Annotated in this window: 23 protein-coding genes, 1 tRNA gene and 1 pseudogene; 15 read left to right on the forward strand and 10 right to left on the reverse strand. The window is 57.4% G+C overall.

Features of this window, described 5'->3' with window-relative positions; translation table 11 throughout:
• Positions 1 to 126 precede the first annotated feature (126 nt).
• The 3 genes from Asbog_RS11085 to Asbog_RS11095 are packed head-to-tail and all read left to right on the forward strand — an operon-like array spanning position 127 to position 2,683.
• Positions 127 to 1,467, forward strand: a complete 1,341-nt coding sequence (locus Asbog_RS11085; protein WP_083510998.1) for a lytic transglycosylase domain-containing protein — start codon at positions 127 to 129, stop codon at positions 1,465 to 1,467.
• A gap of 22 nt (positions 1,468 to 1,489) precedes the next feature.
• Entirely contained in the window at positions 1,490 to 2,056 is a 567-nt protein-coding gene (locus tag Asbog_RS11090; protein ID WP_062165183.1) for a peroxiredoxin, read from the forward strand.
• A gap of 39 nt (positions 2,057 to 2,095) precedes the next feature.
• Positions 2,096 to 2,683, forward strand: coding sequence for a DUF1643 domain-containing protein (locus Asbog_RS11095; RefSeq protein ID WP_062165184.1), 588 nt, complete (start codon positions 2,096 to 2,098; stop codon positions 2,681 to 2,683).
• 81 nt (positions 2,684 to 2,764) lie between these two features.
• On the opposite strand, the gene Asbog_RS11100 is transcribed toward Asbog_RS11095, so the two are convergent.
• The 9 genes from Asbog_RS11100 to Asbog_RS11135 form a co-directional block, all read right to left on the reverse strand.
• A complete protein-coding gene (locus tag Asbog_RS11100; RefSeq protein WP_171840690.1) occupies positions 2,765 to 3,481 on the reverse strand; it encodes a POTRA domain-containing protein in 717 nt (238 codons plus the stop codon).
• 325 nt (positions 3,482 to 3,806) lie between these two features.
• Entirely contained in the window at positions 3,807 to 5,339 is a 1,533-nt protein-coding gene (locus tag Asbog_RS11105; RefSeq protein WP_062165185.1) for a peptide MFS transporter, read from the reverse strand.
• 69 nt (positions 5,340 to 5,408) lie between these two features.
• Positions 5,409 to 5,552 carry a hypothetical protein gene (locus Asbog_RS14585; protein WP_162993523.1) on the reverse strand — a complete coding sequence of 48 codons (144 nt, stop codon included), beginning with the start codon at positions 5,550 to 5,552 and terminating at the stop codon, positions 5,409 to 5,411.
• Between the two features lie 5 nt (positions 5,553 to 5,557).
• Positions 5,558 to 6,469, reverse strand: coding sequence for a DnaJ C-terminal domain-containing protein (locus Asbog_RS11110; RefSeq protein WP_062165186.1), 912 nt, complete (start codon positions 6,467 to 6,469; stop codon positions 5,558 to 5,560).
• Positions 6,470 to 6,549: 80 nt separating this feature from the next.
• On the reverse strand, positions 6,550 to 8,073 hold the full coding sequence (locus tag Asbog_RS11115) for an efflux transporter outer membrane subunit (protein WP_062165187.1): 1,524 nt from the start codon (positions 8,071 to 8,073) through the stop codon (positions 6,550 to 6,552).
• Positions 8,074 to 8,075: 2 nt separating this feature from the next.
• The gene (locus tag Asbog_RS11120; protein WP_023980007.1) at positions 8,076 to 8,987 is read right to left on the reverse strand and encodes an efflux RND transporter periplasmic adaptor subunit; all 912 of its coding nucleotides are present in this window, start codon (positions 8,985 to 8,987) and stop codon (positions 8,076 to 8,078) included.
• A 141-nt stretch (positions 8,988 to 9,128) separates the two neighbouring features.
• The gene (locus tag Asbog_RS11125) at positions 9,129 to 9,323 is read right to left on the reverse strand and encodes a DUF1656 domain-containing protein (RefSeq protein ID WP_062165188.1); all 195 of its coding nucleotides are present in this window, start codon (positions 9,321 to 9,323) and stop codon (positions 9,129 to 9,131) included.
• Positions 9,324 to 9,585: 262 nt separating this feature from the next.
• Positions 9,586 to 10,017 carry a hypothetical protein gene (locus Asbog_RS11130; protein ID WP_062165189.1) on the reverse strand — a complete coding sequence of 144 codons (432 nt, stop codon included), beginning with the start codon at positions 10,015 to 10,017 and terminating at the stop codon, positions 9,586 to 9,588.
• Positions 10,018 to 10,170: 153 nt separating this feature from the next.
• Positions 10,171 to 10,449 (reverse strand): hypothetical protein, encoded by a 279-nt coding sequence (locus Asbog_RS11135; protein ID WP_023980010.1) that lies wholly within the window; start codon positions 10,447 to 10,449, stop codon positions 10,171 to 10,173.
• A 74-nt stretch (positions 10,450 to 10,523) separates the two neighbouring features.
• On the opposite strand from Asbog_RS11135, the gene Asbog_RS11140 reads away from it, so the two are divergent.
• From Asbog_RS11140 to Asbog_RS11190, 12 genes and pseudogenes are all read left to right on the forward strand, one after another.
• Entirely contained in the window at positions 10,524 to 11,633 is a 1,110-nt protein-coding gene (locus Asbog_RS11140; protein WP_062165190.1) for an ABC transporter ATP-binding protein, read from the forward strand.
• 92 nt (positions 11,634 to 11,725) lie between these two features.
• Complete coding sequence (locus tag Asbog_RS11145) at positions 11,726 to 12,745, forward strand: extracellular solute-binding protein (protein ID WP_171840691.1); 1,020 nt, start codon at positions 11,726 to 11,728, stop codon at positions 12,743 to 12,745.
• Positions 12,742 to 13,170, forward strand: coding sequence for a hypothetical protein (locus Asbog_RS11150; RefSeq protein ID WP_062165192.1), 429 nt, complete (start codon positions 12,742 to 12,744; stop codon positions 13,168 to 13,170). Before Asbog_RS11145 ends, Asbog_RS11150 begins: the two co-directional genes overlap by 4 nt.
• Positions 13,163 to 13,666, forward strand: coding sequence for a YcgN family cysteine cluster protein (locus tag Asbog_RS11155; RefSeq protein ID WP_062165193.1), 504 nt, complete (start codon positions 13,163 to 13,165; stop codon positions 13,664 to 13,666). Before Asbog_RS11150 ends, Asbog_RS11155 begins: the two co-directional genes overlap by 8 nt.
• Positions 13,663 to 14,334 carry a M48 family metallopeptidase gene (locus tag Asbog_RS11160; protein ID WP_062165194.1) on the forward strand — a complete coding sequence of 224 codons (672 nt, stop codon included), beginning with the start codon at positions 13,663 to 13,665 and terminating at the stop codon, positions 14,332 to 14,334. Before Asbog_RS11155 ends, Asbog_RS11160 begins: the two co-directional genes overlap by 4 nt.
• A 65-nt stretch (positions 14,335 to 14,399) precedes the next feature.
• A tRNA-Leu gene (locus tag Asbog_RS11165) sits at positions 14,400 to 14,485 on the forward strand.
• Between the two features lie 87 nt (positions 14,486 to 14,572).
• Positions 14,573 to 14,737: pseudogene (locus Asbog_RS14800) on the forward strand (DUF6538 domain-containing protein); the annotation flags it as partial.
• 15 nt (positions 14,738 to 14,752) lie between these two features.
• Positions 14,753 to 16,216, forward strand: a complete 1,464-nt coding sequence (locus tag Asbog_RS11170; RefSeq protein ID WP_146926333.1) for a tyrosine-type recombinase/integrase — start codon at positions 14,753 to 14,755, stop codon at positions 16,214 to 16,216.
• A 344-nt stretch (positions 16,217 to 16,560) separates the two neighbouring features.
• A complete protein-coding gene (locus Asbog_RS11175; protein ID WP_062165195.1) occupies positions 16,561 to 18,108 on the forward strand; it encodes a type I restriction-modification system subunit M in 1,548 nt (515 codons plus the stop codon).
• The gene (locus tag Asbog_RS11180; RefSeq protein WP_062165196.1) at positions 18,105 to 19,304 is read left to right on the forward strand and encodes a restriction endonuclease subunit S; all 1,200 of its coding nucleotides are present in this window, start codon (positions 18,105 to 18,107) and stop codon (positions 19,302 to 19,304) included. Before Asbog_RS11175 ends, Asbog_RS11180 begins: the two co-directional genes overlap by 4 nt.
• Entirely contained in the window at positions 19,305 to 20,537 is a 1,233-nt protein-coding gene (locus Asbog_RS11185) for an ATP-binding protein (RefSeq protein WP_062165197.1), read from the forward strand. It abuts the gene before it with no gap.
• Positions 20,530 to 23,631 (forward strand): type I restriction endonuclease subunit R, encoded by a 3,102-nt coding sequence (locus tag Asbog_RS11190; RefSeq protein ID WP_062165198.1) that lies wholly within the window; start codon positions 20,530 to 20,532, stop codon positions 23,629 to 23,631. The genes Asbog_RS11185 and Asbog_RS11190 overlap by 8 nt, the downstream gene beginning before the upstream one ends.
• Before the next feature lie 241 nt (positions 23,632 to 23,872).
• Here the strand turns inward: Asbog_RS11190 and Asbog_RS11195 are convergent, their stop codons facing one another.
• Positions 23,873 to 24,505, reverse strand: a complete 633-nt coding sequence (locus Asbog_RS11195; protein ID WP_083510999.1) for a recombinase family protein — start codon at positions 24,503 to 24,505, stop codon at positions 23,873 to 23,875.
• Positions 24,506 to 24,544: the final 39 nt, after the last annotated feature.

Below are 24,544 nucleotides of genomic sequence, written 5' to 3' on the forward strand. Positions count from 1 at the left end.
CGAAATCACTCGCCACCCTATTATCTCGTGATTTTAGGCTTTCTTTCTCTTGATCGGCTCCGTAGTTTTGCCTCAATCCTGCCCCATATTACGGATCAAGCTCGGTTGCATCAGGTGAAATCCATCATGGCTCCTCCCCGTCATTCGACTTTCCAGACCGGACAGCAAGAAGCCGGCCGGTCCCGTCTTGCGGGGGCACCGCCCAATCGTCTCCTGCTGATCACAGGAATGACAGCCCTGCTCTCCGCCTGCGCCAGCACCCCGCAGCGCCCTCAGGTACCGGTTGCACAGGAAGCCGCCCATTACCGCGAGCACGCCAAATCCTACTACGCCCCGCCAGGTCCGGCAGATGACCCATGGGGACCGTATATCGAGGAGGCATCGCAGCGTTTTGACGTCCCGAGCACCTGGATTCGCTCCGTCATGATGCAGGAATCGGGAGGCAGACTGTACGATCGCAACGGACAGTTCACGACGTCGGCACCGGGTGCAATGGGGCTCATGCAGCTCATGCCGCCCACCTATGACGATATGCGCATGCAGTACAGCCTCGGCGACGACGCTTATGACCCGCATGACAACATCATGGCGGGCACAGCCTATATCCGGCAGATGTACGACATCTATGGCTCTCCGGGCTTCCTCGCTGCCTATAATGACGGTCCCGGCAGTCTCGACTCCTATCTTCGCCGGGGCCGCGCCCTGCCGCGCGAAACCCGCCGCTATGTTGCTCATGTCGGGCCGCAGATCGCAGGGATCTGGCCGCGCAATCGCTCGGCGGCCGATCTGCTGGTAGCCCAGCACGACCCCTCGGCTGCGACCATGGTCGCCCAGAATGACAGTGAAACGGCAACTGTCCGGGCAGCATGGCGACATCAGGCGCAGGCAGCCACTTACAGTGCCGACCAGCAGGACATGCAGGTGGCAGAAGCGCCTGCGCCCGCATCGAACCGCGCTTCCGTCAGTTCGGCCTGGGCCGCACGCGGTATCGTGGCGACTCCCGCCCCGGTCCAGATGGCAAGCCTGACAAGTTCGGCGTCGGATTCGTCTTCTGACTCATCGACCGATAATGTGGCGCAGGCCTGGGCGGGACGGGCACCTGTACAGCCTATCCCGGTCGGACGGCGTCTTTCTGCCGAGCCGGTACTGGCTGTCATGACGCCGCGCCCCGCTCGCCAGACAGCCCCATCCCGCGCGGCCCCGGCCATCACACCCGGCAACTGGGCTATCCAGGTAGGTGCCTATAATTCTGCCGTGCAGGCCACCCGCGCCGTGGCTCAGGCCCAGAATCATGCAGGAACTTCGCTTTCCGGTGCGCGTAGTCAGGTTTCCACGGTGCAGTCGGGCCGGGCGCATCTGTATCGGGCGCGTCTGGTCAATCTCTCCCATGACAATGCCGTGGCCGCCTGCCGGAAGATGGGCCGCGACACACCCTGCGTCGTCGTCTCTCCGGGATCATCATTCTGACCCAGCTCCCTGTGGAGACATCATGAAACGCTGTTTTATCCCCGTTTCCGCCGCTCTCCTGTCACTCTCGATAGCAGCGGCGGTCCCCTCGGCACATGCTGCGCTTAAGCAAGGGGGTGAAGCACCGGATTTCACGCTTCCCGCCACGCAGAATGGGCAGGAAACCAGCTATACGCTGCACGACGCCCTCAAGAACGGCCCCGTGGTGCTTTACTTCTACCCGGCGGCCTTCACCAAGGGCTGCACGGCCGAGGCGCATGGTTTTGCGGACGCCATGCCCCAGTTCAAGGCGCTTGGCGCCAGTGTCATCGGCGTGTCGATGGACAACATCCACAAACTGGATGATTTCTCGGTCAGCCAGATCAAGGGACAGTTCCCCGTAGCGTCCGATACCGATGGCAAGGTCACGCGCCTGTATGATGCCAAGATGCCTATGCTCGATATTGCGCAGCGGATTACCTACGTGATCGCGCCTGAAGGGCAGATTATCGACACAATCAGCACGGACTCTCCGGGCAATCATGTCAGCAAGGCGCTGGCAGCGCTGAAGAGTTTCAAGGCAGATACCATGAAGAACCGCCGCAAATAGGGATCGGGCCACGCGCTGTGACGGGTGGCCACTTCATTCATGACTTCATCAGACAAGACCCACCATGTCGGTGCGTCGCGTCCCCTGCGCCTGCAGGGTGACGTGACCAGCACCGCCCTCTACGATGGCCCCGGTGACTGCTATCGCTACCGCCTGCACAGGGTATGGGCGCCGGAAAAGCCCAGCATCATGTGGCTTATGATGAACCCGTCTGTGGCCACCGAGTATGGCGACGACCGGACCGTTGCCAAATGCCAGCGCTATGCCCGCGAGTGGGGGTATGGCGCGATGTTTGTCGGCAATAGCTTTGGCTATCGCTGCACAGACCAGAAACGTCTGCTTGAAGTCGAGGACCCTGTGGGGCCAGGCAATGATGCGGCGCTGCTCGATATGGCGCGGCAGGCCGACAAGGTGATACTGGCCTATGGCTCACCCACCCACCCTTCATTACGGGCACGCGGCAACCATGTCGCGCAGACCCTGCACGCCGCCGGGATTCCCCTGTTCGTTCTGAGGCTGAGCAAGGGAGGCCGACCCGAGCACCCCCTCTACCTTCCGTCTGCCCTGAAACCGGTCCGGTTAGACGACGCCTTCTTCGAGGCGCTGGACGGTCAGCCTGCCCCTTGACGGGAAAGGTCGGGTGATCCGGCAGGCAGGGTACCGCGGCACCCTGCGCCGGTTTATAGCGAGAGACGATATCGGACCGCCTTACTTCTCGGTGATCTGATAGGTCAGCACGACATGGTTGTCGTGATTGGGTTGGGTGGCAACTGGCTGGATCTGCACGCCCAGATCATGCTTCTGATAGACCTTCTGGATAGCCACCGTATCAGCGGTTGCGGCCTCTGCTGTCACAGTGGCACCGGGACGCAGCTTCGTCACAGCTTCAAGTTCGGCGGTCGGCACTTTTTTGTTGCCGACGAACTCGACCTTGTCGAGCACGAACGGCGCGGGGGCTGCGGCGGCCTGTGGTGCCTGCTCTTCGATCACGAGATAGAACTGCACCGTGTTTTTGACAAAGCGCTCCTTCTCGCTGAACTTGGCACCCATATTCTTGGCCTTGTAGAGATCCGCCACTTTCTGCACGCCTGCATCGAGCTGATCGCGCGTGACGGTATCACCCACATGATAGGGGAGCGCTGCCATGATTTCGTCAGTCGAGACGGCCTTGTTGCCCTCGACCTTGAGAATCTTGAGCGTCAGCAGCGCGTCGGCAGCCGGGGCACTGGCAGCCAATGCCGGTGAAACGAGCCCTGTGACGGGCAGGCAGGGCAGAGCTGCCGTACCGGCCATGAGAGCAAGACCGGCGAGAGCGAGACGGGAGTTCGGCTTCATGTTGTCGTCCTTCTGAACAGGGTCATTCTGAACGGCAGGATCATAGGCATCATGCGAAGCAATTGGCAAAACCCGAGCGTGCGGTGGCATTCTGCTTCTCATCGTTTAGGGATATCAGGATGTTGGAAACAGGCCTGAAGCAGGTTGCATGGTCAGCGCTCGACCTCGCACGCGCCGGAGGCGGCGTATCGAGAGCAAGGGGCGCTTGCAAGAAACGCCTGCTCTCAAAAGCATTAGAGCGGCACGTTTCGGCCTTGCACCCATAATCAGGTGACAAATAACCGCCTCTGCCGGGGGGTGTAGACGACGCACCGCAGCAAAGCATCAAGTGTTCCTGTCGTCCCCTGCGACCTGCAAAACCGGATCACAGCTGCGGGTCGAGGCGGCCCAGAGAGACCGCCCCGACCCGGGAGGACTAGCCTTCCATTTCGGCAGGCATGGCGGGGCGGGCATCAGGATTGGCGTGCAGGCCTGTCGCCAGAACATGCTCACGATCCCAGCGCTTCGCCAGCGGCAAGAGGCATACGAGAACACCTGTCAGGATCAACCCTGCCACGAACAGATCGCGGAAGAGAGGCACATAGAGCGCCGCCGCAGCAGCGCCCGTCGCCGGTGTGCCTGTGGCCGCAGCGAAATTGGCAACCAGGCTGCCAGCGTACATGGCCACGCCCCATAGCAGATAGAGCGACCCCATCATGAAGCCACTGCTCTCGGGCAGGGTATAGCGGGCGATAATCGCCAGCCCCAGCGCCATAGTCAGAAGCTCGGCAATCGAGATCAGACCGTAACCCAGAACCATGACCCAAGCCGAAACCAGAGGCTGGGCATGAGAAGCGGCAATCCACCAGATGAGAAAGCCCAGCGTCACGAGGCCGAAGCCAAGCACCATCTTGTGCGCAAGGGACAGGTCGCGCCCCTGACGGGCCAGACGGTTATACAGCGCTGCCAGAACCGGGCTCGCCAGCATGATCCAGATCGGATTGAGCGCCTGAAACTGGCCCGCGCTGAGATGCACCAGGGTGACGCCACCGATACGAAGATCACCATCGACAGCACGCAGCGCAAAAAGCGTAAGCGATGTCATCATCTGCTGATAGAAAATCAGATAGGCCATGCTCTCCAGACAGAGCAGGAAAGTCAGGCGTAAACCGGGTCGGGCTGCATTGCCCGAGCGCCAGTAGAGACGCCCCCACAGGAAGGCAATGGCCGCCGTGGCGCACCAGACGCAGAGCCGTGCGATCCCGGGACTCGCGATGATGCCTGTCAGCACAAGCACGGTCAGTACAAACCCGCCAAACACAGTCAGAAACGGTTTCAGCTGGAAAGGCCCCTGATCCAGCGCTGAGCCAGCGTGATGGATCCAGCGGCGACGCCAGAAATAATAGGCCAAACCCACGACAAGACCGCCCGAACAGGTCAGGAAGGCGCTTGCAGGTCCATAGCGATCCTGCAGCAGCGGGGTAATGAGCATTGAGACGGTCGAGCCCACATTGACCGACATGTAATAGATGGTGAACGCGGCATCGAGCGCGGCGTCGTCGCCCTCATAGATGCGACGTACCAGATTGGCCGCATTGGGCTTGAACAGGCCATTCCCTGCCGAGATCAGGGCCATGGCGAAAAACAGCAATGAGCGATGCTGGTCAGCAAGCGCAAGCGCTGCATAACCGAAGACCAAGGCAAACGCACCCATCAGCATGGTGCGCCTTGGGCCAAGGATGCGATCGCCCGCAAAGCCGCCAAGAACCGGGGTGATGTAGGTAAGACCAACAAAGGCGGCGATCATGACATTGGCTGCCACGTCGCTCAGCCCCAGACGCTGAACCAGATAGAGCGTCAGTACGGCCTGCATGCCGTAATAGCCAAAACGTTCCCAGAGTTCGATCGCGAAGACGACCGAGAAGGCCTGTCGTCGCGTCGGAAGCTCTGTGAGAGAGGATGCGCTCATGAGGAGGGGTCCGGGTCAAGAAATCAGATCAGTGGACCCGAGATATCACACTCCCCCGTGATGGAAAGACTAAAGTCCGGCCCAGATCCCCGAGATCCTCATGCCGCCATAGCACAGGACCACGAGCAATGCGGTGGAAAGAAGGGCGACAATGGCCCCCATCACCTCACGGGTGAAGATCAGCTTCCAGTCGAAAAAACCGGGCCTCGCCACCGTTATCAGGCCTCCTCAGCCTGCTGCGCGCGCTGTTCGGCAAAGAACGCTTCGAGCTTGGGATCGACGTCACCAATCCTGACCTGGAGTGTGACGTACAGGTTTCCCGCCTTGTGCTGGCCGCGCTCGGCGACACCACGGCCACCCAGCCGCAGCACCGTACCGGTATCGGAATGGGGAGGCACCTTCATGGTCACCTGCCCCTTGGGCGTCGGGATCACGATCTTACCGCCAAGAATGGCTGTTTCCAGATCAACCGGCACATTTGCCCTGAGATCGCGACCATCGCGGGTATAGGTCGTGCTTGGCGTCACCGAAATCGTAATGAGCGCATCACCGGCAGGGGCATTCTCTCCCATACCGGCACCACCCTTGCCACTCAGGCGCAAGGTCTGACCATCCTCGATTCCGGCAGGAATCTTGACCTCAACCGTTCCTGCCTCGGGCAAGGTCACACGGCTCGTCGTGCCCAGTACGGAATCCTCGAACGAGACTGTCAGCGTATAGGATCGGTCTGCCCCGCGGCGCGTCCGACGACGCCCGCCAAATGGCCCCCCACCAAAATCGGCGCCGGTGCCACCGCCGCTGAACATCTCCGAGAAAAAGGCCCCCAGATCTTCCTGATTGAACTGGTTACCGCCGCCATGGAAACCCTGGCCGCCACCAAAGCCACCGCCACCGAAGGGCCCTCTCTCGTTCCCCTCGGCATCGATTTCACCGCGATCAAAGCGCGCGCGCTTCTCCTTGTCGCCCAGAATGGCATAGGCGGCACCAACGGCCTTGAAGGCCTCCTCAGCCTTCTTGTTGTTCGGATTATGGTCCGGATGATGTTCCTTGGCGAGCTTGCGATAGGCGCTGCGGATCTCCTTATCCGTGGCGCTGCGCGTCAGGCCAAGCGCTGCATAAGGATCTTTCACGCCTGTTTCTCCTTGCTTTCCGTGAATACTACAGAATTCATAAGTTGTATATTGTGACCATTGCCAGCAATTCAAGTGAGCTAGCGCGAGAAGGCCTTTGCAAGGATACTTTGCTTTGCCGCATCGATGGGCAAGGCCGTATCGAGCATCGCCACACCCTGCCACCCTGCGCCCATCGCCGTGTAGAGCGCCACGGAATCGTGCAGTCTGGCCGTACGGGCCACTGCCTCACGGTCCTGAGCCCCCAGCAAGGTGCGCTGCGTCGTAAGGACATTCAGATAATCGGTCAGACCCGCTGCATAGAGCCGCCTTGCCCTGTCAGCTGCCAGACCACTATCGGTTGCTGCCTGATGCAGCTGGGCGACATAATGGTCGTTATGCAGCCATGACGTCATGGCGTCCTCGACCTCGCGGAAAGCATTGAGCACGGTCTTGCGATAGGTCAGACGGCTGGCCTCGGCCCGTGCGCGCGCCTCGACCACCTGCGAGGTGAAACGCCCCCCGTGCATGACCGGCAAGGTTGCCAGCATCATGAAGGACCAGCTCATCGCATTGACCTGAAACGCCTGATACATGGCGGAGGCATTCGGGTTGAATGTCAGGGGAATCGAGAATTTGGGGTAGAGCTGGGCTACGGCCACGCCGATGCGAGCCGTTGCTTCGGCATAGCCCCGCTCGGCGGCACGAATATCGGGGCGATTGGCCACGACGATTGAGGGCAATGTGGCCGGAAAGCGCGGCATGACCGGCAGGGAGGCTGTCCCATTGGGCAATGCCTCAAGTTCTGCCTTGAGATCGCCCGGCATATCGCCCAGCAGGACGCTTACCCCGTGGCTCAGCGTGTCGATCTGGGCCTTGAGAGGTTCGAGCGAAGCCAGTTCGCTATCGAGCTCGCTCTGCGCCTGTGCGGTCTGAAGCGTGTTGCCTATGCCTTCCAGATAGAGACGTTTGGTCAGATCGACCTCGCTCTGGGCATTCTTGACGTTGGCCTGCGCGATCGAGAAACGCAATTGCGCCCCCCGGAGCGAGATATAGGCGCGTACCAGATCCGAAAGCAGCGTCATCAACGTGGCGCGTCGGTCCTCGATGCTCACATCGATGGCGCGTTCGCTCGCCTCGACCTCGCGCCTGATGCGTCCGAACGCATCGATCTCCCAGCTGGCCTGGGCACCATAGGTCAGGACCGATGCCTCTGGCCGGTTCTGAGGATTGCCGGGTCTGATCGGCCAGTTGTCGATATTTATGGAATACCGACTTGAGCCACCGCCTGCGTTGACATCAAGCTGCGGGTACCAGGCGGAGGCTGCCTCTTCACGCATGGCGCGACCGGCGATAATACGCTGGTCGGCAATGAGGAGGTCATAATTGCCCTTGATGGCCTGCGCCACGAGCCGGTTGAGCAGCGGATCGTTATACTGCCCCCACCACTCCTTCATCTCGGCCTCAGTGCGGGCGATTTCCTCTGCGGTGGCCGCGTGATCGGTCTCGACGAAGCCATCGGGCAGTTTCATGCGGTCGGGCTTGTAGGCGGGCCCGACCGTGCATCCGGCAAGAAGCGAGGCAGCAAAAGTGAAGGCGCAAAGCCTGCGGGGGAGAGACACCATGATCAGAGATGGTTCTGCAGCCAGGTGGTCAGACGGCCCCGCTGCCCCTGTGGCGGGGTGCCTACCGTGACCGTGCAGGTCATTCCGGCCGCCAGAATGACCTCGGGCGGCACGCGATCAAGATGGATACGCACGGGAATACGCTGCGCCAGACGGACCCAGGTGAAGATGGGATTCACATCCTGCAGTCCCAGCTTGTCCGGCGATCCGTTCTGGTCGTTGATACCGCGGGCAATGGAAACGACATGGGCCGGAATGATCTCGCGGTAGCCCATGAGCTTCACGCGGGCGACGTCGCCCACATGCACGCCCCACATCTTCGTTTCCTCGAAATAGGCGTTGATCCAGAAACTGTCAGCATCGATGACCGCCATGCGGGACTGCCCCTCATGCGCATAGTCACCCACGCGCAGATTGAGGTTGGTTACGTAACCTTCAACCGGCGAGTAGACGATGGAGCGTTGGAGATTCAGCCTCGCCACATCGAGCGTGGCACGCGCTGCATTGACCGCATCCTCCTGCGTCTCGACATTGGAATTGTAGATTTCCTGCTCTTCAGCCGAGACGATACCGCTTAATCCCATGCGACGCTTGGCATCGTTGCGACGCAGCTTCAGATCTTCCTCCGCGCTCGCCAGATGGGCCTCCGCCTCCTTGATCGCGAGGCGGAACCGCACCGGGTCGATCACGAAAAGCGGGTCGCCACGATGAACGAAATCATTGTCGTGCACCGGCACACTCACCACCGTCCCCGACACTTCAGGCGCTGCATCGACCACATACACGCGAACGCGCCCATCACGCGTCCAGGGTGCGATCATGTAAGTCTCCCACAGCGTGTAGCCCAGCAGGATCGTCACCCCGAGCACCGCGAATGTCAGAAAGACCCGGATCAGTGTACGAGCGAGCAACACGGAGGAATTTCCTTGTAAGAGGCCAGGTTATTCGGGGCGGGAAAGCAGGCAGCATGCATGGGAGATCGCCAGACACCACAGGCGACATAACCCATCATACGCCTCTGTGAGGCGGGCGGGGTGCCACGTTGCCTCTCGACCTCACACATAGAGCACCACCAGGCAAAGCACGCAGACATAGAGCGCCACTTCGAACAGGGCGACATGCCAGAACCACTCGATGGCGCCTGTGCGCCAGAGGAGGAACCGGATGAAAAGCGTTACGGGGATAGCGGCAAGAGAGTAGACGGCGATGGGAGATATGAACACGCCGAAAAGATCGAATTCCGCGAGCATCAGCCTCCCTCCTCCTTCCAGTATCAACCTTGCGGGATCAGAAGGGAGAGAGCCAAGCCCGAAAGCATAAGGTGCGGAATTTCCCGCAATGCTATCGGGGCGCAGACACCGGACGACCTGACCGAACCCGGATGAGCCCCGGACCTGACGCCTGAGGCAACTAACGGAAGGTCATAGGGGAAAGCCAGGTTCGCCGCCAGAAGGCAAACCTGAATTTTGCATTAGATTCGAGGCAACAAACCTCACAACGCGGTTAGCAGGTTTACCGCCGGGTGAAAATATTGCGCAGAATCTCGAAGAGTTGCTTGCCTGTAAAGCGACCAATAGGGCCGACAAGTAACCCGGCAATGGTCGACAGAGCCAGTGTCTGCTTGAATTCGATCATCTTGCGATCACGACGCAGTCTGGCCTCGAATTCGACAGGATCAGCGATATTGCGCGTGCCGAGCAAGCCAAAGATGATGACAAAGAGCAGGTCGAGCCCCAGCACCGAACACGCTGAGGCGAAAGCCGAGAAGTGGAGCACGCTGAAAGCGAAGGCCCACAGGACAGCGTGGAATGACACAAGCGCGAACAGCCCGAAGATGGCAGCGATGATGAAGTAGGCCACGCGGCGGCCGATACGCATTGCGACGCGCTGCAGAACTTCGCCCTGAGCCTGAAGGGCTTCCTGCCCGACATCAATGACCTTCATGGAGATTCGCAAGCCTTTACGGTGTGGTCGTGCCAGTGCTGGACGTGCCAGAGGCGAACCCGCCAGAGATCAACCCGGGCAGGGTAGCCGCCGAACATCCAACCCTGAAACGGATTGGAACAGGAGGCCGCCTTGCCCGAGAGAGAAGACAGCCTATTTGGAGACACGTCCTGCAATAAAGCCAATGACGGCAGAAATCAAAACTGCAGCGATGGGGCGGGCGCGTACACGAGCCTCGGCATTGTGAAGCTGCACGTCAGTGATTTCTCGTGCATTGGCCACGGCCTGATCGGCCCGTCCGGCAACATCCAGCAGTGCGGGGTTGATACGATCCTTGAGCAGCTGCTCCAGCTGGTCCTTCAGGCTGTCGATCTGTTCCTGAGCCGATTTGCTGGCATTGTCGACAGACTTCTTGACGTCAGTTTTGCTCATGTCACAACTCCTCATACGGTCTGAACCGCATCTTATGGTTTCGGATATAACGTTCTGAGTTCAGGCGAGGTTTCATGTCAGGTTCATCGGGGGACAATCGGTCGCCCCTGTCGGTTCATTCGCTCGCGCTCACCCCGGGGGCCGACGGCTTTTCGCTCAACCTCGTGAAGGGCGAGGCTTTGAGCCTGCTTGCTGAAACCCCCGGAACACTGAGCCTCTTCTGCGATATCCTGGGCGGGTTTGTCGCACCTGCCGCCGGACGCGTGGCGTTTGCAGGTCTGGACGCCAGCGATACCCTTCCGGGGCAGCGCCCTATCGTGCTTGTTTCCCGTCGCGAGCCTGCTTTTGGTCATCTCGGGGTCGCTGCCAATATCGCTTTTCCGCTTCGTGTACGTGGCATGGCCGCCCATGAGATCCGTGCAAGCGTGAGCCATTTTCTCGCCCTGCTCGGTCTCGATGGCTTTGCCTCGACGCGAGCCGACACCCTGCCACCGGAATATGATGTCAGGCTCAGACTGGCGCGCGCGCTCGCATGCAACCCATCTGTGCTGGTGCTTGACGATGTCCTGTCCGGCCTTGATCTGCGTGCGATTGGCCGGACACGGCAATTGATCGCGAAGCTTCACAAGGCTCTCGGACTGACCTTGATCTACGCCGCCAATGATCGTGAGGACGCTGTATGGCTTGGGGGACGCATTGCCCTGTTCGATCGCGAAACCCTTGTTCAATGTGCCAGTGCCAGCACCCTGCTTGACCGTCCGGCAACCCCATGGGTCGCCTCCCTCTTTACAGAAGCCAATCTGCTGACAGGTCGCGTTCTGTCGATTGAGGACGATATCGCCACGATTCATCTTGCCTGTGGCGGCGTGGTGGAAGCTCTGGCCGATGCCGATCTGCAAGATGACAGCCTTTGCGTGCTGTGCATCCGCCCTGATCGTATGACGCCTCTTTTCGCCGCATCCGGCGGGGATGAAGAAGGCCCCGCCCCTCTTGTTGCAACGCTCCAATCGGTACTGCATACCGGCGAACAGATGCGCTTGCGGCTACGCCTTTCTGACGGGGTAGAAATCGAAATGCGGCGTCCGCTCATCCAGTCGACGCGGCAGATGACCCCCGGCGCAACACTACAACTCGCATGGCAGGCCAGTCAGGCTGTGGCCTTTCCCATGAAAGACGATCTATAAGAGGCGTTCCGATCAATTTCCCTCAACAGGAAGGCTGTTTCCTGCACGCGTCACTCTCCCCTTCCAGACCTGACCGCCGGTCCCATGCTGCCTTGAACAAGGCCGCGTGGATGCTGCTCGTGACGCTGTGCCTGCCCGTACTGTCGACCGCTTTTCCCCTTCAGGCTGCCGCAGCAGGGCACCATGTCCATCATGCTGCCCATCATGCCAAGACCAGAAAGCTCTCCCACGCAGCCACGTCACAACTCGGTCTGGCCGTGCTGTCAGGCAGTCTTGATGCCCATTCCCTGCTGATGCCCGACCAGCCCTATCCGCTCAAGGAATGGGATGGCAGCCTAACGACGCTGCGTGACGCTGCTCTGGCACACAAGCCGGTATGGCTTGCAGCCATGATCGACAACACCACCCTGTATGCCGCCTGTCGTGACGGTATAGTGCAGACGCTTCCAGCGCTCCCCATCAGCGATCGGTCACGCAGCACACCGGGCTCACCCTGCGGCATTGCCGCCGGGGAGGAGAGTATCGTCCTGGCGTGGGACCGAGGCAGACTTGGTGACGACGCGCCAAACTGGGCCGATTTCTGGGATATTGCCCGCCATCCGGGCAAACGTGCCCTGCGTCTCGACCCCAGAGGCACGCTTGAGATAGCTCTGATGGCTGATGGTGTTGCACCCGGCGACGTCTATACCGTTCTGGCCTCTCCCGCAGGGACAGATCGCGCATTTCGCAAGCTCGATCAATTGCGCCCCTATCTTGTCTGGTGGCGCACACCCGCAGAGGCGACCCGCATCATGAGCAGCGGCGCTGCCCTGATGCTTTCAACCCCCCATGACCGCTTGGCCGATCTGGGAGAGAAAGCCACCTTCGCCGCGCAATGGCGTCAGTCCCTTCGCCAGAAAGTGTCGTGGGCCATACCGCGCAACGTACCTCCCGAGCAGGCAGAGGCTGTGATCAGGATGCTGCGCGACCAGACCCCGCTGCATGACGACACGCAGGATGCCCCGCAGGATGGACGCGACATTCGCGCTTTGTCCGTGAGCGACAGTTTCTGGGCCATCAATTATTATGCGCTTCAGAAACGCTTTCAGACCTGGCTGACCGCAGCGCCATGAGTCTCGCCGCTCTCGCCCTTGTTGCCGGATGGGCCACCTGTTTGATCCTGCTGGCTGTCCTGTCCAGAGGAGCGTCCCGTCTCACCGGATTTTTCCATCTGAACACAATTTTTACCCATAGCGCCTACGCCGCAGCCATAGCGGCACTCTGGCTTGGAAGCGAAGCTTCACACTGGCCCCACTATTCGGGATGGTTTCTGAGCGGCTTTCTGACTGCGCCATTTTGCATCCTGCCCATATGCCAGCGCCTGGCAGGAAAGGTGGCAGGACTGACGCGGGCTGCCTCCGGCCTTGGCGCTGGCCCGCGCGCGCGCTTGCGTCTGCTCTGGTTTCCCTTGCTAAGAGGCCCTATCCTGCTCTCTGGCCTGATTTCCCTTGCCACCCTGACCTCTTGCCTCATTCTCGGCAGGTTCACTCATGTCTGATCCCGAGCATCCTTTCTGGCAGGTGATCCCCTTGTCTGAGATGACAAAGGCGCAGTGGGAATCGTTGTGTGATGGCTGCGGCAAATGCTGCCTGCACAAGCTGCGCGACGAAGAGACCGACGCGATCCATTTTACAAATGTCGCGTGTCGTCTGCTCGATCTGGAAACCTGCCAGTGCTCGCAATATCCCACGCGGTTTCGCAAGGTGCCTGACTGTGTCTCGCTTACACCGGAAATTCTCGCCGATATCGACTGGCTGCCGCCAAGCTGCGCCTATGTGCTGATCCGTGACGGACAGGACCTCCCCGCCTGGCACCATTTGCGCACGGGCTCGGCTGACTCTGTGCACGAAGCGGGAATCTCGGGAAAAGGCCGCATGATTAGCGAGCGCGAAGCCGGGATGCTGGAAGACCATATCGTTGAGTGGCCGGCGGAAATTCCCCCCGGCGTGGCGAAAAAACGGCGCAAGCGGCCTTCAACCAAACGACGCTGGTGACAGAACCCGCCTACCCGGTGACGTGGCGACACTCTGCGCGTGCCAAGCGCATTTCGCTTCGCATCGACGGAGCCAACCGCCAGGTCGTGGTGACATGCCCCCGCCATTTACCGCTGTCCCATGCGCGACGCTTTCTGCTCACTCATGACAGCTGGGTGCGCGAACGACTCAATGCCCTGCCAGCTGTGACCGCCCTTGTTCCGGGAAGCACCATCCTGCTTGATGATTACCCGGTCACCCTGATTCATGCGCCGGAGCAAAGACAGAGCGCCGTTATGGAAAAGGGTAGCCTACGGATCAACGGTCCCATTGAGCGCTTCGAGCAACGTGTTCTGGTTTTCCTCAGGCATCGGGCCGGGTTGATGCTCCCTGCCGAACTCGCTCATGAGGCAGAACGAATGTCGTGCCAGATCTCGCGTTTCGCTTGCAGCAATGCCCGCACGCGCTGGGGGAGTTGCACACGAACCGGACGGATTATGCTGAACTGGCGCCTCATTATGATGCCCGAATCTGTTCGCCGTTACGTGATGGTGCACGAACTCGCCCATCTGACGCATTTCGACCATAGCCTGGCTTTCTGGACTTTGGTGGAGCGGTTTCATGAACACCGCAAGCCGGCACAAGCCTGGCTCAGGCAGCATGGTGCAGCGCTGATGGCGCTGGGATAATGGCCAAGCAGCCCGCAAGGGATTTTCACCCCCTCCCCCACGTGCTAGAGCCTGAGCCGTGCTGTGCGAACTTGGCGGAATGGTAGACGCACGAGACTTAAAATCTCGAGTCCGTAAGGGCGTATGGGTTCGAGTCCCATAGTTCGCACCACTATCTCATTGAAATTAATGGTTTTTTTGGCTCTCAACGCGTCAAACCGGGGTTTTTCCGGATTTCTTCCCAGAATGGGAAATTTTGATGCTGCGTCTGATAGGGTCCCGCTACCATTTTCGCAGGGCCGTGCCGAAGGATATCCAGCCTCTCCTGAGGCGGTCCGAGATCTCCCTTTCGCTTGATACTTCGGCTAAACTCGAGGCTCGCAGACGGGCGGCACAGCTATATGACCGGACCGGACAGTTCTTCGATAAGGTGCGCGCCATGAGTGACTCGAAAGCCCGACCGCCCACACCAGACGAGATCATCACTTTTTATGAGAGCTTCGTTCGCGATACCGAGTCTGCCCATGCCATCGAAATGCGCCTGCTCGAACTCAAGCATGAGAGGGAAATGACAGAGGTTCAGGTACGTTTCCTCGAGTTCAACAACCTCGTGACGCGTTTTCTCTCCATCATCGGCCCCTATCTTGCCAAGGATACAGAGCGGCTCGAAACGATGCGGAAAATCGTGAAGAAGGATCTGCCTGAAGCGCGTGCGGAGGCCGCTAATCTGGCCGCTCAGGTCAATCTCCTGAAAAGCATCGTCGTCGACATTGGAACCGCCACGAAGAGCGAACCTATCGCCCCAGTGCCGCTGACTGCTGAACCAGACCCACGCAAACTATCCATGCCGAGGAAAAAGCTTGCAAGCTCTGGTTCCCGCTCGAAGCTTCTTACAGTAAGCATGGCTGCGGAGCGTTTTATCTATCCAGATACCAATCGCTCAGAGGATACGAAACGCGGCACGCGCAAAGCGCTTAACCTGTTCATCGATGCCTTCGGCGACATGGAGGTCGAACGGATTACCGGCGAGACGGCAGGCGAGTTCCGTGATCTCCTCTTCCGCCTTCCCTCCACCCATGGCAAGGAACGCAACGGCCGCTCGATCCGTGACGAGGTCGCTCGCGCTGAAACCGAGAAGCTCGAGACCATCAGCGCCAAGACGGTCAAGAACCACTTCTCTCGTCTCTCCGCTCTTTGGGCGCTCCTGTTGCAGCGTGATCTGGTGTCACGCAATATCTGGGCAGGCTGGGACTACCATGTCACGAAGAAGGTCGAACGACGCTGCTTCAGCGACGCTGAGCTGGCGCAGCTCAGCGCGACACCATGGCCGAGCCGCATGCCCTCTGCACGCACGGCAGCCGCAATCATCAATATTGCTGCCTATACAGGTATGAGACTGGGTGAGATCTGCAACCTGCGATGCGCCGATATCGAGATGATGGAAGGTATCGCCTGTTTCCAGGTCCGCCCGCACAGCGAGAGCGGGTGGTCCCCAAAGACACAAGCTGGCACACGCATTGTACCAATCCACCCTGAGCTGATTGCAAAGGGTATTCTGTCTTTCATGAAGCCCGATCAGGTCTGGCTGTTCCCGGATCTGGTCGTCACAAAAACGGGCGACCGCTCAGCGAGCTTCTCTCAGGCCTTTGCGCGTCTGCGAAGCAGAGCCGGTCTCCCCAGGGAAGTCTGTTTCCACAGCTTCCGGCACACAGTCTCGACCAAGCTGCGTAATACCGGGCATGAACTACGCGAAATCTGGATTGATCGTCTCCTGGGGCATGAAGCGACGCATCGCAGCCAGGGGACCATGAACTACACCTCCGCAATTGACGTCCCTAATCTCAAGCGTGTTGTCGAGGCAATCAGTTACGAGACGCTTGATCTAGCGATTACCGACAGGTGAACGCAGAGAAGCCTAGACATTTCAGGACGTCCGCTTCCGCTTTATATCGGGCGTACCGCTGCCCAGATCGCTTTCCGCAAAGCGAACATGACCAGCGCAAATCTTTATTGCTATTCGAAGGCAGTGCGCGGACCGGGCCGGATCTGGGACGAACACTGCTGACAACGGCCAATTGCCCGGCCGTCCGGATGTAGGGTAAACTTGTTTTGTGCGCCAGCTACCTGTCTGGCTGCGGCCGACAATGAGCTGATCAGCTTCCGAGTTGGCGGCGCGCTGCGGTTTCAGCGCGTGGATATTAAGGACTGGATCAAGCGTAAAGCCGGTCCAAAGAGGGATAAAGAGAGATGACCGGCCAGGAACAACGCGCAGTGCTACAACGGAAAATCTGGGACATCGCGAACGATGTGCGTGGCTCGGTCGATGGCTGGGACTTCAAACAGTATGTCCTTGGCACGCTCTTCTATCGGTTCATCAGCGAAAATTTCGCCTCATATATCGAGGCGGATGACGAGAGCATCGACTATGCGGCTTTATCCGATGATGTCATCACTGATGACATTAGGGACGACGCTATCAAGACCAAGGGCTATTTCATCTACCCTAGCCAGTTATTCGCCAATGTAGCGGACAACGCCAACACCAATGACAGCCTGAACACCGATCTGGCACAGGTCTTTACGGCTATTGAAGCCTCAGCCAATGGCTATCCGTCTGAGCAAGACATCAAGGGCCTGTTCGCCGATTTCGACACGACCAGCACGCGCCTCGGCAATACCGTCACGGAAAAGAATAGCCGATTGGCTAAGGTGCTTAAGCGCGTTGCAGAATTAAATTTCGGGGACTTCCACAACAGTCAGATTGATCTGTTCGGCGACGCCTATGAATTCCTGATCTCGAATTATGCCGCCAATGCGGGCAAGTCTGGCGGAGAGTTCTTCACCCCGCAGCATGTCTCGAAGCTCATCGCGCAGCTTGCCATGCACGGGCAGAAAAAGGTCAACAAGATCTACGATCCGGCCTGCGGCTCCGGCTCGTTGCTGCTGCAAGCCAAGAAGCAGTTCGATGAACACATCATTGAAGAGGGTTTCTTCGGGCAGGAGATCAACCACACGACCTATAACCTCGCCCGCATGAACATGTTCCTGCACAACATTAATTATGACAAGTTCAATATACAGCGTGGCGATACGCTAACCCAGCCGCATTTTCAGGATGACAAACCCTTTGATGCCATCGTTTCCAACCCGCCCTATTCAGTGAAGTGGGTCGGCTCGGATGATCCGACTCTGATCAATGATGACCGCTTTGCTCCGGCAGGCGTGCTGGCGCCCAAGTCAAAAGCCGATTTCGCCTTTGTGCTCCATGCGCTCAGCTATCTCTCGGCCAAGGGCCGCGCGGCGATCGTATGCTTCCCGGGAATCTTCTATCGCGACGGGGCAGAGAAGAAGATCCGACAATATCTCGTCGATAACAATTATGTCGAGACGGTGATCGCGCTCGCCTCCAACCTGTTCTACGGCACGACCATAGCGGTGACGATCCTGGTCCTCGCCAAGAACAAGACCAACACGGCCATCCAATTCATCGACGCCAGCGGGGAGGAATTCTTCAAGAAGGCCACCAACACCAATCTGATGACGGACAAACACATCGCACGGGTGATGGAGATTTTTGGCCGCAAGGAAGACGTCGATCATGTCGCCGCCTCGGTGCCATATGAGACCATCGTAGAGCGCGGCTATAACCTCTCGGTCAGCTCCTATATCGAGCCTCGCGACACGCGCGAGATTGTTAGTATTGGCGAGTTGAATAAGGAGATCAGAACCACGGTTGAGAAGATCGATCAGCTGCGCGCCAACATCGATGCCATTATTGCGGAGATTGACGCATGAGCGCGGCGAACTTTCTGAAGAAGCTGCTGGATGGAGCTGAGGTAGATTGGATTCCCATGGGCGATGAGCGTGTGGGAACTTTCACGCGCGGGGGCGGGCTTCAAAAGAAAGACTTCGTCGAATCCGGAGTGGGCTGCATTCACTATGGCCAAATTTATATGCATTACGGGACATATACTCACACAACAAAGAGTTTCGTCTCAAATGAGTTTGCCCAAAAAGCCCGCATGGCATCGCCGGGAGACGTAGTTATCGCAACAACCAGTGAAAACGATGAGGACGTTTGCAAGGCAGTTGCCTGGTTGGGTGACGAGAAAATCGCAATTAGCAGCGATGCATGCTTCTATTCACACAAACTGAATCCAAAATTCGTGTCTTACTTTTTTCAAAGCGAGCAGTTTCAGAAGCAAAAGATACCCTATATTACAGGAACAAAGGTCAGGCGAGTCAACGCTGACGGCCTCGCCAAAATTCTAATTCCTATCCCATGTCCGGGCGATCCAGAAAGGTCTATGGCGATTCAGGGGGAAATTGTTCGGATACTCGACAGCTTCACCGAGCTTACCGCCGAGCTTACCGCCGAGCTTACCCAGCGCAAAAAGCAATACAACCACTACCGCGACCAACTTCTGACTTTTGATGAGGATGAGGTGGAGTGGAAGACGCTGGGGGATGTCGCCAAGTTTCGCAGGGGAACGGCGATCACAAAGAAGCAAACGAAGAAGGGTAAAATCCCTGTCGTTGCGAATGGCCCGATCTCGACCTACTCCCACGGTCAGCATAATCGTGATGGCGAAACCGTAGTCGTTGCTCGATCAGGCGCTTACGCTGGATATGTCAGTTATTGGAACCAGCCAATATTTTTAACAGACGCCTTTAGTGTTCATCCTGCATCGAATCTGCTTTTGCCCAAGTTTGTTTTTTATCTACTCCAGAACAAGCAGAGGCAGCTTCATGATATGAAGAAAGGTGCCGGTGTACCGCACGTTCGCGTCAAAGAAGTGGAGCAATATGGCATACCTATCCCGAGCCTGACTGAACAAGCCAACATTGTTGCCATCCTCGACAAGTTCGACACGCTGACGACTTCAATCAGCGAAGGCCTACCTCGCGAAATCGAGTTGCGCGAAAAGCAATATGCTTATTATCGCGACCAGCTGCTGAGCTTTCGCAAGCCGGACGCGGAGCCTGCGTAAATGGGACAGACGCTCGAAGAGATTGCAAACAGACTGCGCACACCTCAGGTCACCCGCAAAACGGTTACCAAAGAGACTAAGCCGATTGAGCCCAAAGAGGTAGAGGAACAAAAACCTGTTCCTAAGGTGCAGCTTATCTATGCGTTCAACGCATCAGGCAAGACTCGGCTGTCACGCGAATTCAGGGAGCTGATCGACCCGAAGACCAAGGACCGGGATGACGAACACCGCCCCAAGGTGCTCTACTACAACGCCTTCACCGAAGATCTGTTCTACTGGGACAACGATCTTGAAGGGGACATGGAGCGCAAGCTCAAAATTCAGCCGAACGCGTTCACCAAATCCGCCTTCGAAGATCTTGGACTGGACCGAAATGTCATCACCGTCTTTCAGCGTTATACCCAGCCGAACCTGACGCCGATCTTCAATGAAGAATACAAAATAAAAAATAAGGACGATAAAGAGATTACCGTTCCGGCATTTTCCGAAGTGGTCTTCACCTTGGGGCAAGATCCGGAGACCAACCCTGAGCATCTCAAAATATCGAAGGGCGAAGAAAGCAACTTCATTTGGAGTGTCTTTTACTGCTTGCTGGATCAGGTCATCAGCACCCGAAATGTTGCCGAAGTAGAAGAGCGCGAGACGGATCAGTTCAATGATCTCGAATATATCTTCATTGATGACCCGGTCAGCTCACTTGATGAGAATCACCTCATCCAGCTCGCTGTCGACGTCGCGGACCTGATCAAGAGAAGCGACACGGTGAACGGCCTGAAATTCATCATCACGACACACAGTCCACTTTTCTTCAATGTGTTGTTTAATGAGCTGAAAAACAAAACCTGCTACATGCTGAAACGGCTGGAAGATGGAAGCTTTGAGCTGGAGGCAAAGAATGGCGATTCCAACCATAGCTTCTCCTACCATCTTTACCTCAAGCAGACATTGGAGCAGGCAATCGCGGCGGACAACATCGAGCGCTATCACTTCACTCTGCTGCGCAATCTCTATGAAAAGACAGCGAATTTTCTGGGCTATCCGCGATGGTCAGAGCTGCTTCCGGGCGACCAGCAGCTTTACCTGAACCGTATCATCCAATTTACAAGCCATAGTACGCTCTCCAGCGAGGCCATCGCCGAGCCCATACCGCAAGAAAAGCAGATGGTGAAGCTCCTGCTGGATCATCTGCGCAACAATTACAGCTATTGGCAGGAGGAGGCCACAAATGCCTGAGCAGACGACGCCGATCGCCGAGACCAATCGCTTTATCGTTCTCGATAAATATGTGCGGGCCTGGGAGGCGGCTGACAGCTACCAGTCTGAGGCCGACCTGGAGCGCGAGTTTGTTCAGGACCTGCACGATCAAGGCTATGAGTATCTGCCCGACCTGAAATCAACCAATGCCATGCTGGCGAATGTTCGCGTTCAGCTGCAAGCTCTCAACGAGGTCCAATTTACAGATAAGGAATGGGCGCGCTTCGTTGAGACCTATCTGGATCGACCGAGCGACAGTGGCACTGACAAGACCCGCAAGATCCACGACGACTATATTTTTGACTTCGTCTTTGATGATGGTCGTATCCAGAACATCTATCTGGTCGACAAGGCCAATATTTGTCGCAACAAGGTTCAGGTCATCAGGCAGTTCGAGCAGACGGGCACTCATGCGAACCGCTACGATGTGACCATTCTGGTGAACGGGCTGCCGCTGGTACAAGTTGAGCTGAAAAAGCGCGGCGTCGCCATTCGGGAAGCGTTCAACCAGATCCACCGCTACAGCAAGGAGAGCTTCAACTCGGACAATTCGCTCTTCAAGTATCTTCAGATTTTCGTAATCTCGAATGGCACGGATACGCGCTACTTCGCCAACACGACCAAGCGCGACAAGAACAGCTTTGACTTCACGATGAATTGGGCTCAGGCCGATAACAGCCCGATCCGGGACCTGAAGGATTTCGCGGCGACTTTTTTCGAGAAGCGCGCGTTGTTGAACGTGTTGCTGACCTATTCCGTTTTCGACGTCAGTGACACGTTGCTGGTGATGCGTCCCTATCAGATCGCGGCGACTGAACGAATCTTACGAAAGATTAAAAGCTCGTTCGAAGGCAGGGCGCTTAGTCAGCCGGAAAGCGGCGGATATATCTGGCACACGACAGGCTCAGGCAAAACGCTGACCAGCTTCAAGGCGGCCCGCCTTGCCACGCAGCTCGCCTTCATCGACAAGGTCTTTTTCGTGGTCGACCGAAAGGACCTCGATTACCAGACGATGAAGGAATATCAGCGTTTCTCGCCGGACAGCGTCAACGGATCGGACAGTACAGCCGGGTTGAAACGAAACCTCTCCAAGGACGATAACAAGATTATCGTCACGACCATTCAGAAGCTCAACAATCTGATGAAGAGCGAGGGCGACCTGCCGGTCTATACCCAGCGTATCGTCTTCATTTTCGACGAGTGCCATCGCAGCCAGTTTGGTGAGGCACAGAAGAACCTCAAGCGGAAGTTCAAACGGTTCTGTCAATTCGGCTTCACCGGCACGCCGATCTTTCCGGAAAATGCCTCGGGTGCGGAGACGACGGCCAGCGTATTCGGAAGCGAGCTTCATTCCTACGTGATCACCGACGCGATCCGCGATGAAAAGGTGCTGAAGTTCAAAGTCGACTACAATGATGTGCGCCCACAGTTCAAAGCGATCGAAACCGAACAGGACGAAAAGAAGCTGACCGCCGCCGAAAACCGGCATGCTCTTCAGCATCCCAAACGAATTGCCGAAATTTCCCAGTATATTCTCGATAACTTCCGCCGCAAGACGCATCGTCTCTATGGAGACAATAAGGGCTTTAACGCCATGTTCGCGGTGAGCAGCGTTGATGCAGCCAAGCTCTATTATGAAAAGTTGAATGCGCTGCAGAACGGTAGCGATAAACCGTTGAAGATCGCGACCATCTTTTCATTCGCTGCCAACGAAGAACAGGATGCGGTTGGCGACATTCCTGATGAGAGTTTTGAGGTTTCAGCGCTAAACAGCAGCGCCAAGGAATTCCTGAATGCCGCGATCGCGGACTACAATACCTGTTTCCGAACAAATTTCAGCGTTGATAGCAAGGGTTTCCAAAATTATTACCGGGACCTGGCGAAACGGGTGAAGTCCAAGGAGGTTGACCTGCTCATTGTGGTTGGCATGTTCCTAACCGGCTTCGACGCCCCAACCCTGAATACGCTGTTCGTAGATAAAAATCTGCGTTTTCATGGCCTTATACAAGCCTACTCCCGCACCAACCGTATTTATGATGCGACCAAATCCTTCGGCAACATCGTTACCTTCCGCGACCTGGAAGAGGCGACCGTCAAGGCGATTACACTCTTTGGCAACGCCAGTACCAAGAACGTCGTTCTGGAGAAGAGCTACTCAGAATACATGGAAGGTTTCACGGACCAGACGACAGGCGAGGCGCGGCGCGGCTTTATCGATGTCGTCCGTGAGTTGGAAGAGCGTTTCCCTAATCCCGCCGCCATCGACAGAGAAGCGGACAAGAAGGCCTTTGCGAAACTGTTCGGCGAGTATCTCCGTGTTGAGAATATCCTTCAGAATTATGATGAATTCTCTAGTCTAAAAGAGCTTCAGGAGATCGACGAGCATGACGCCGCAGCGATGGGAGCGTTCAAGGAACGGCATCATTTGAGCGATGATGACGTTGACGAGCTCAAAAGCATCGAGATGCCTGCTGACCGAAAGGTTCAGGACTATCGTTCGACCTACAATGACATTCGGGATTGGCTTCGCCGTGAAAAGGCTGGCACCGAGCAGGTTGAGTCAACGATCGACTGGGATGATGTCGTCTTTGAGGTCGACCTCTTGAAATCCCAAGAAATAAATCTGGATTATATTCTTGAGCTGATTTTCGAGTGCAATAAAAAAACGAAAAGCAAGTCAGAACTTGTTAACGAAGCTCGTCGTGTCATTCGCGCTAGTATTGGTAACCGCGCCAAAGAAAGCCTCATCGTCGATTTTATTAATCAAACAAACCTTGACAAATTAGAGGATAAGGCCGGGGTGATTGAGGCTTTTTTTGCCTTCGCTCAGGCCGAACAAAGCCGGGAAGCGGAAGAGCTGATAACCGATGGAAACCTGAATGCGGAGGCCGCCAAGCGCTACATCGCAACGTCGATCAAGCGCGAATATGCGAGCGAAAACGGCACAGAGTTGAACTCGATCCTTCCCAAAATGAGCCCGCTTAATCCAAAATACCTAACTAAGAAAAGAGATGTGTTCCAACGCATCTCTGCGTTCATCGACAAGTTCAAGGGTGTAGGCGGAGAAATATAGGCGTGTTCGTGATCTCTAGTCGCGGGTCGATGCATACCGGCTATGGTTTTCATTTCGGGTCGCGCTTCCATGCCGATCGTACGCAGCAAAGGGAGCGCAGCGGCCTTCATACGCAATCGAACGAGCAGAGAAGAATATTTCATAGCCGCCCCCAACCGGACCTCTATTAGCTGTCCATCAAATGGCCTACTACACACAACTATGAGCCCCTCACCACGTTTCTCTGTCCCGGAACCGGTCATTATCGTGTCGGTGTCAATCGGACCGACCGGGCGGGCCGGTCAACCGTCCCGGAATCTCCGTTTCCGGAACGCTCTGCCTCGCAGGAAACCGCGCGCCAGATCGTGGTTTTCGAGACGGCCATGATCTGCGCAATTTCGTGCAAAGATTTTCCTGCCTCCTGCAGTTCAACCACATGCCTGCGCTGCCTTTCGGTCAGCCGCGCAGGCCGTCCCAGCCGCGATCCGCTACGCCGCGCTGCCTCCAGCCCGGCCCGCGTTCGCTCGCGGATGATCTCGCGCTCGAACTCGGCGAACCCGGCAAGGATGGTCAGAAAGAGCTGCCCGTTTGCTGTACCGGTTTCGATCCCGACATCGAGTAGCCTCACGCGTATCTGACGTTCCACAAGACTGCCCACCAGCCCCATGACGTCGAGCATGGTCCGCCCCAGCCGGTCGAGACGTGCTGCAACGAGACTGTCGCCCGGCTGCAGCTTCGCCAGCAGCCCTGACAGACCCGGTCGTGACGCAGCCGGAACCCCGCCGGAAACCGTGTCGAGCACGATCTCCCTCACCCCTTCGCGCTCGAGTGCCAGAAGCTGCGGATCATGCGTCTGATCATCGGTCGAGATGCGTGCATAGCCATACCGTGTCATGAAAACCCCCTCGGCTGTTTCGGAACACGGTTTGGAGAC

The sequence above is a fragment of the Asaia bogorensis NBRC 16594 genome (assembly GCF_001547995.1).
GTDB classification, from domain to species: domain Bacteria; phylum Pseudomonadota; class Alphaproteobacteria; order Acetobacterales; family Acetobacteraceae; genus Asaia; species Asaia bogorensis.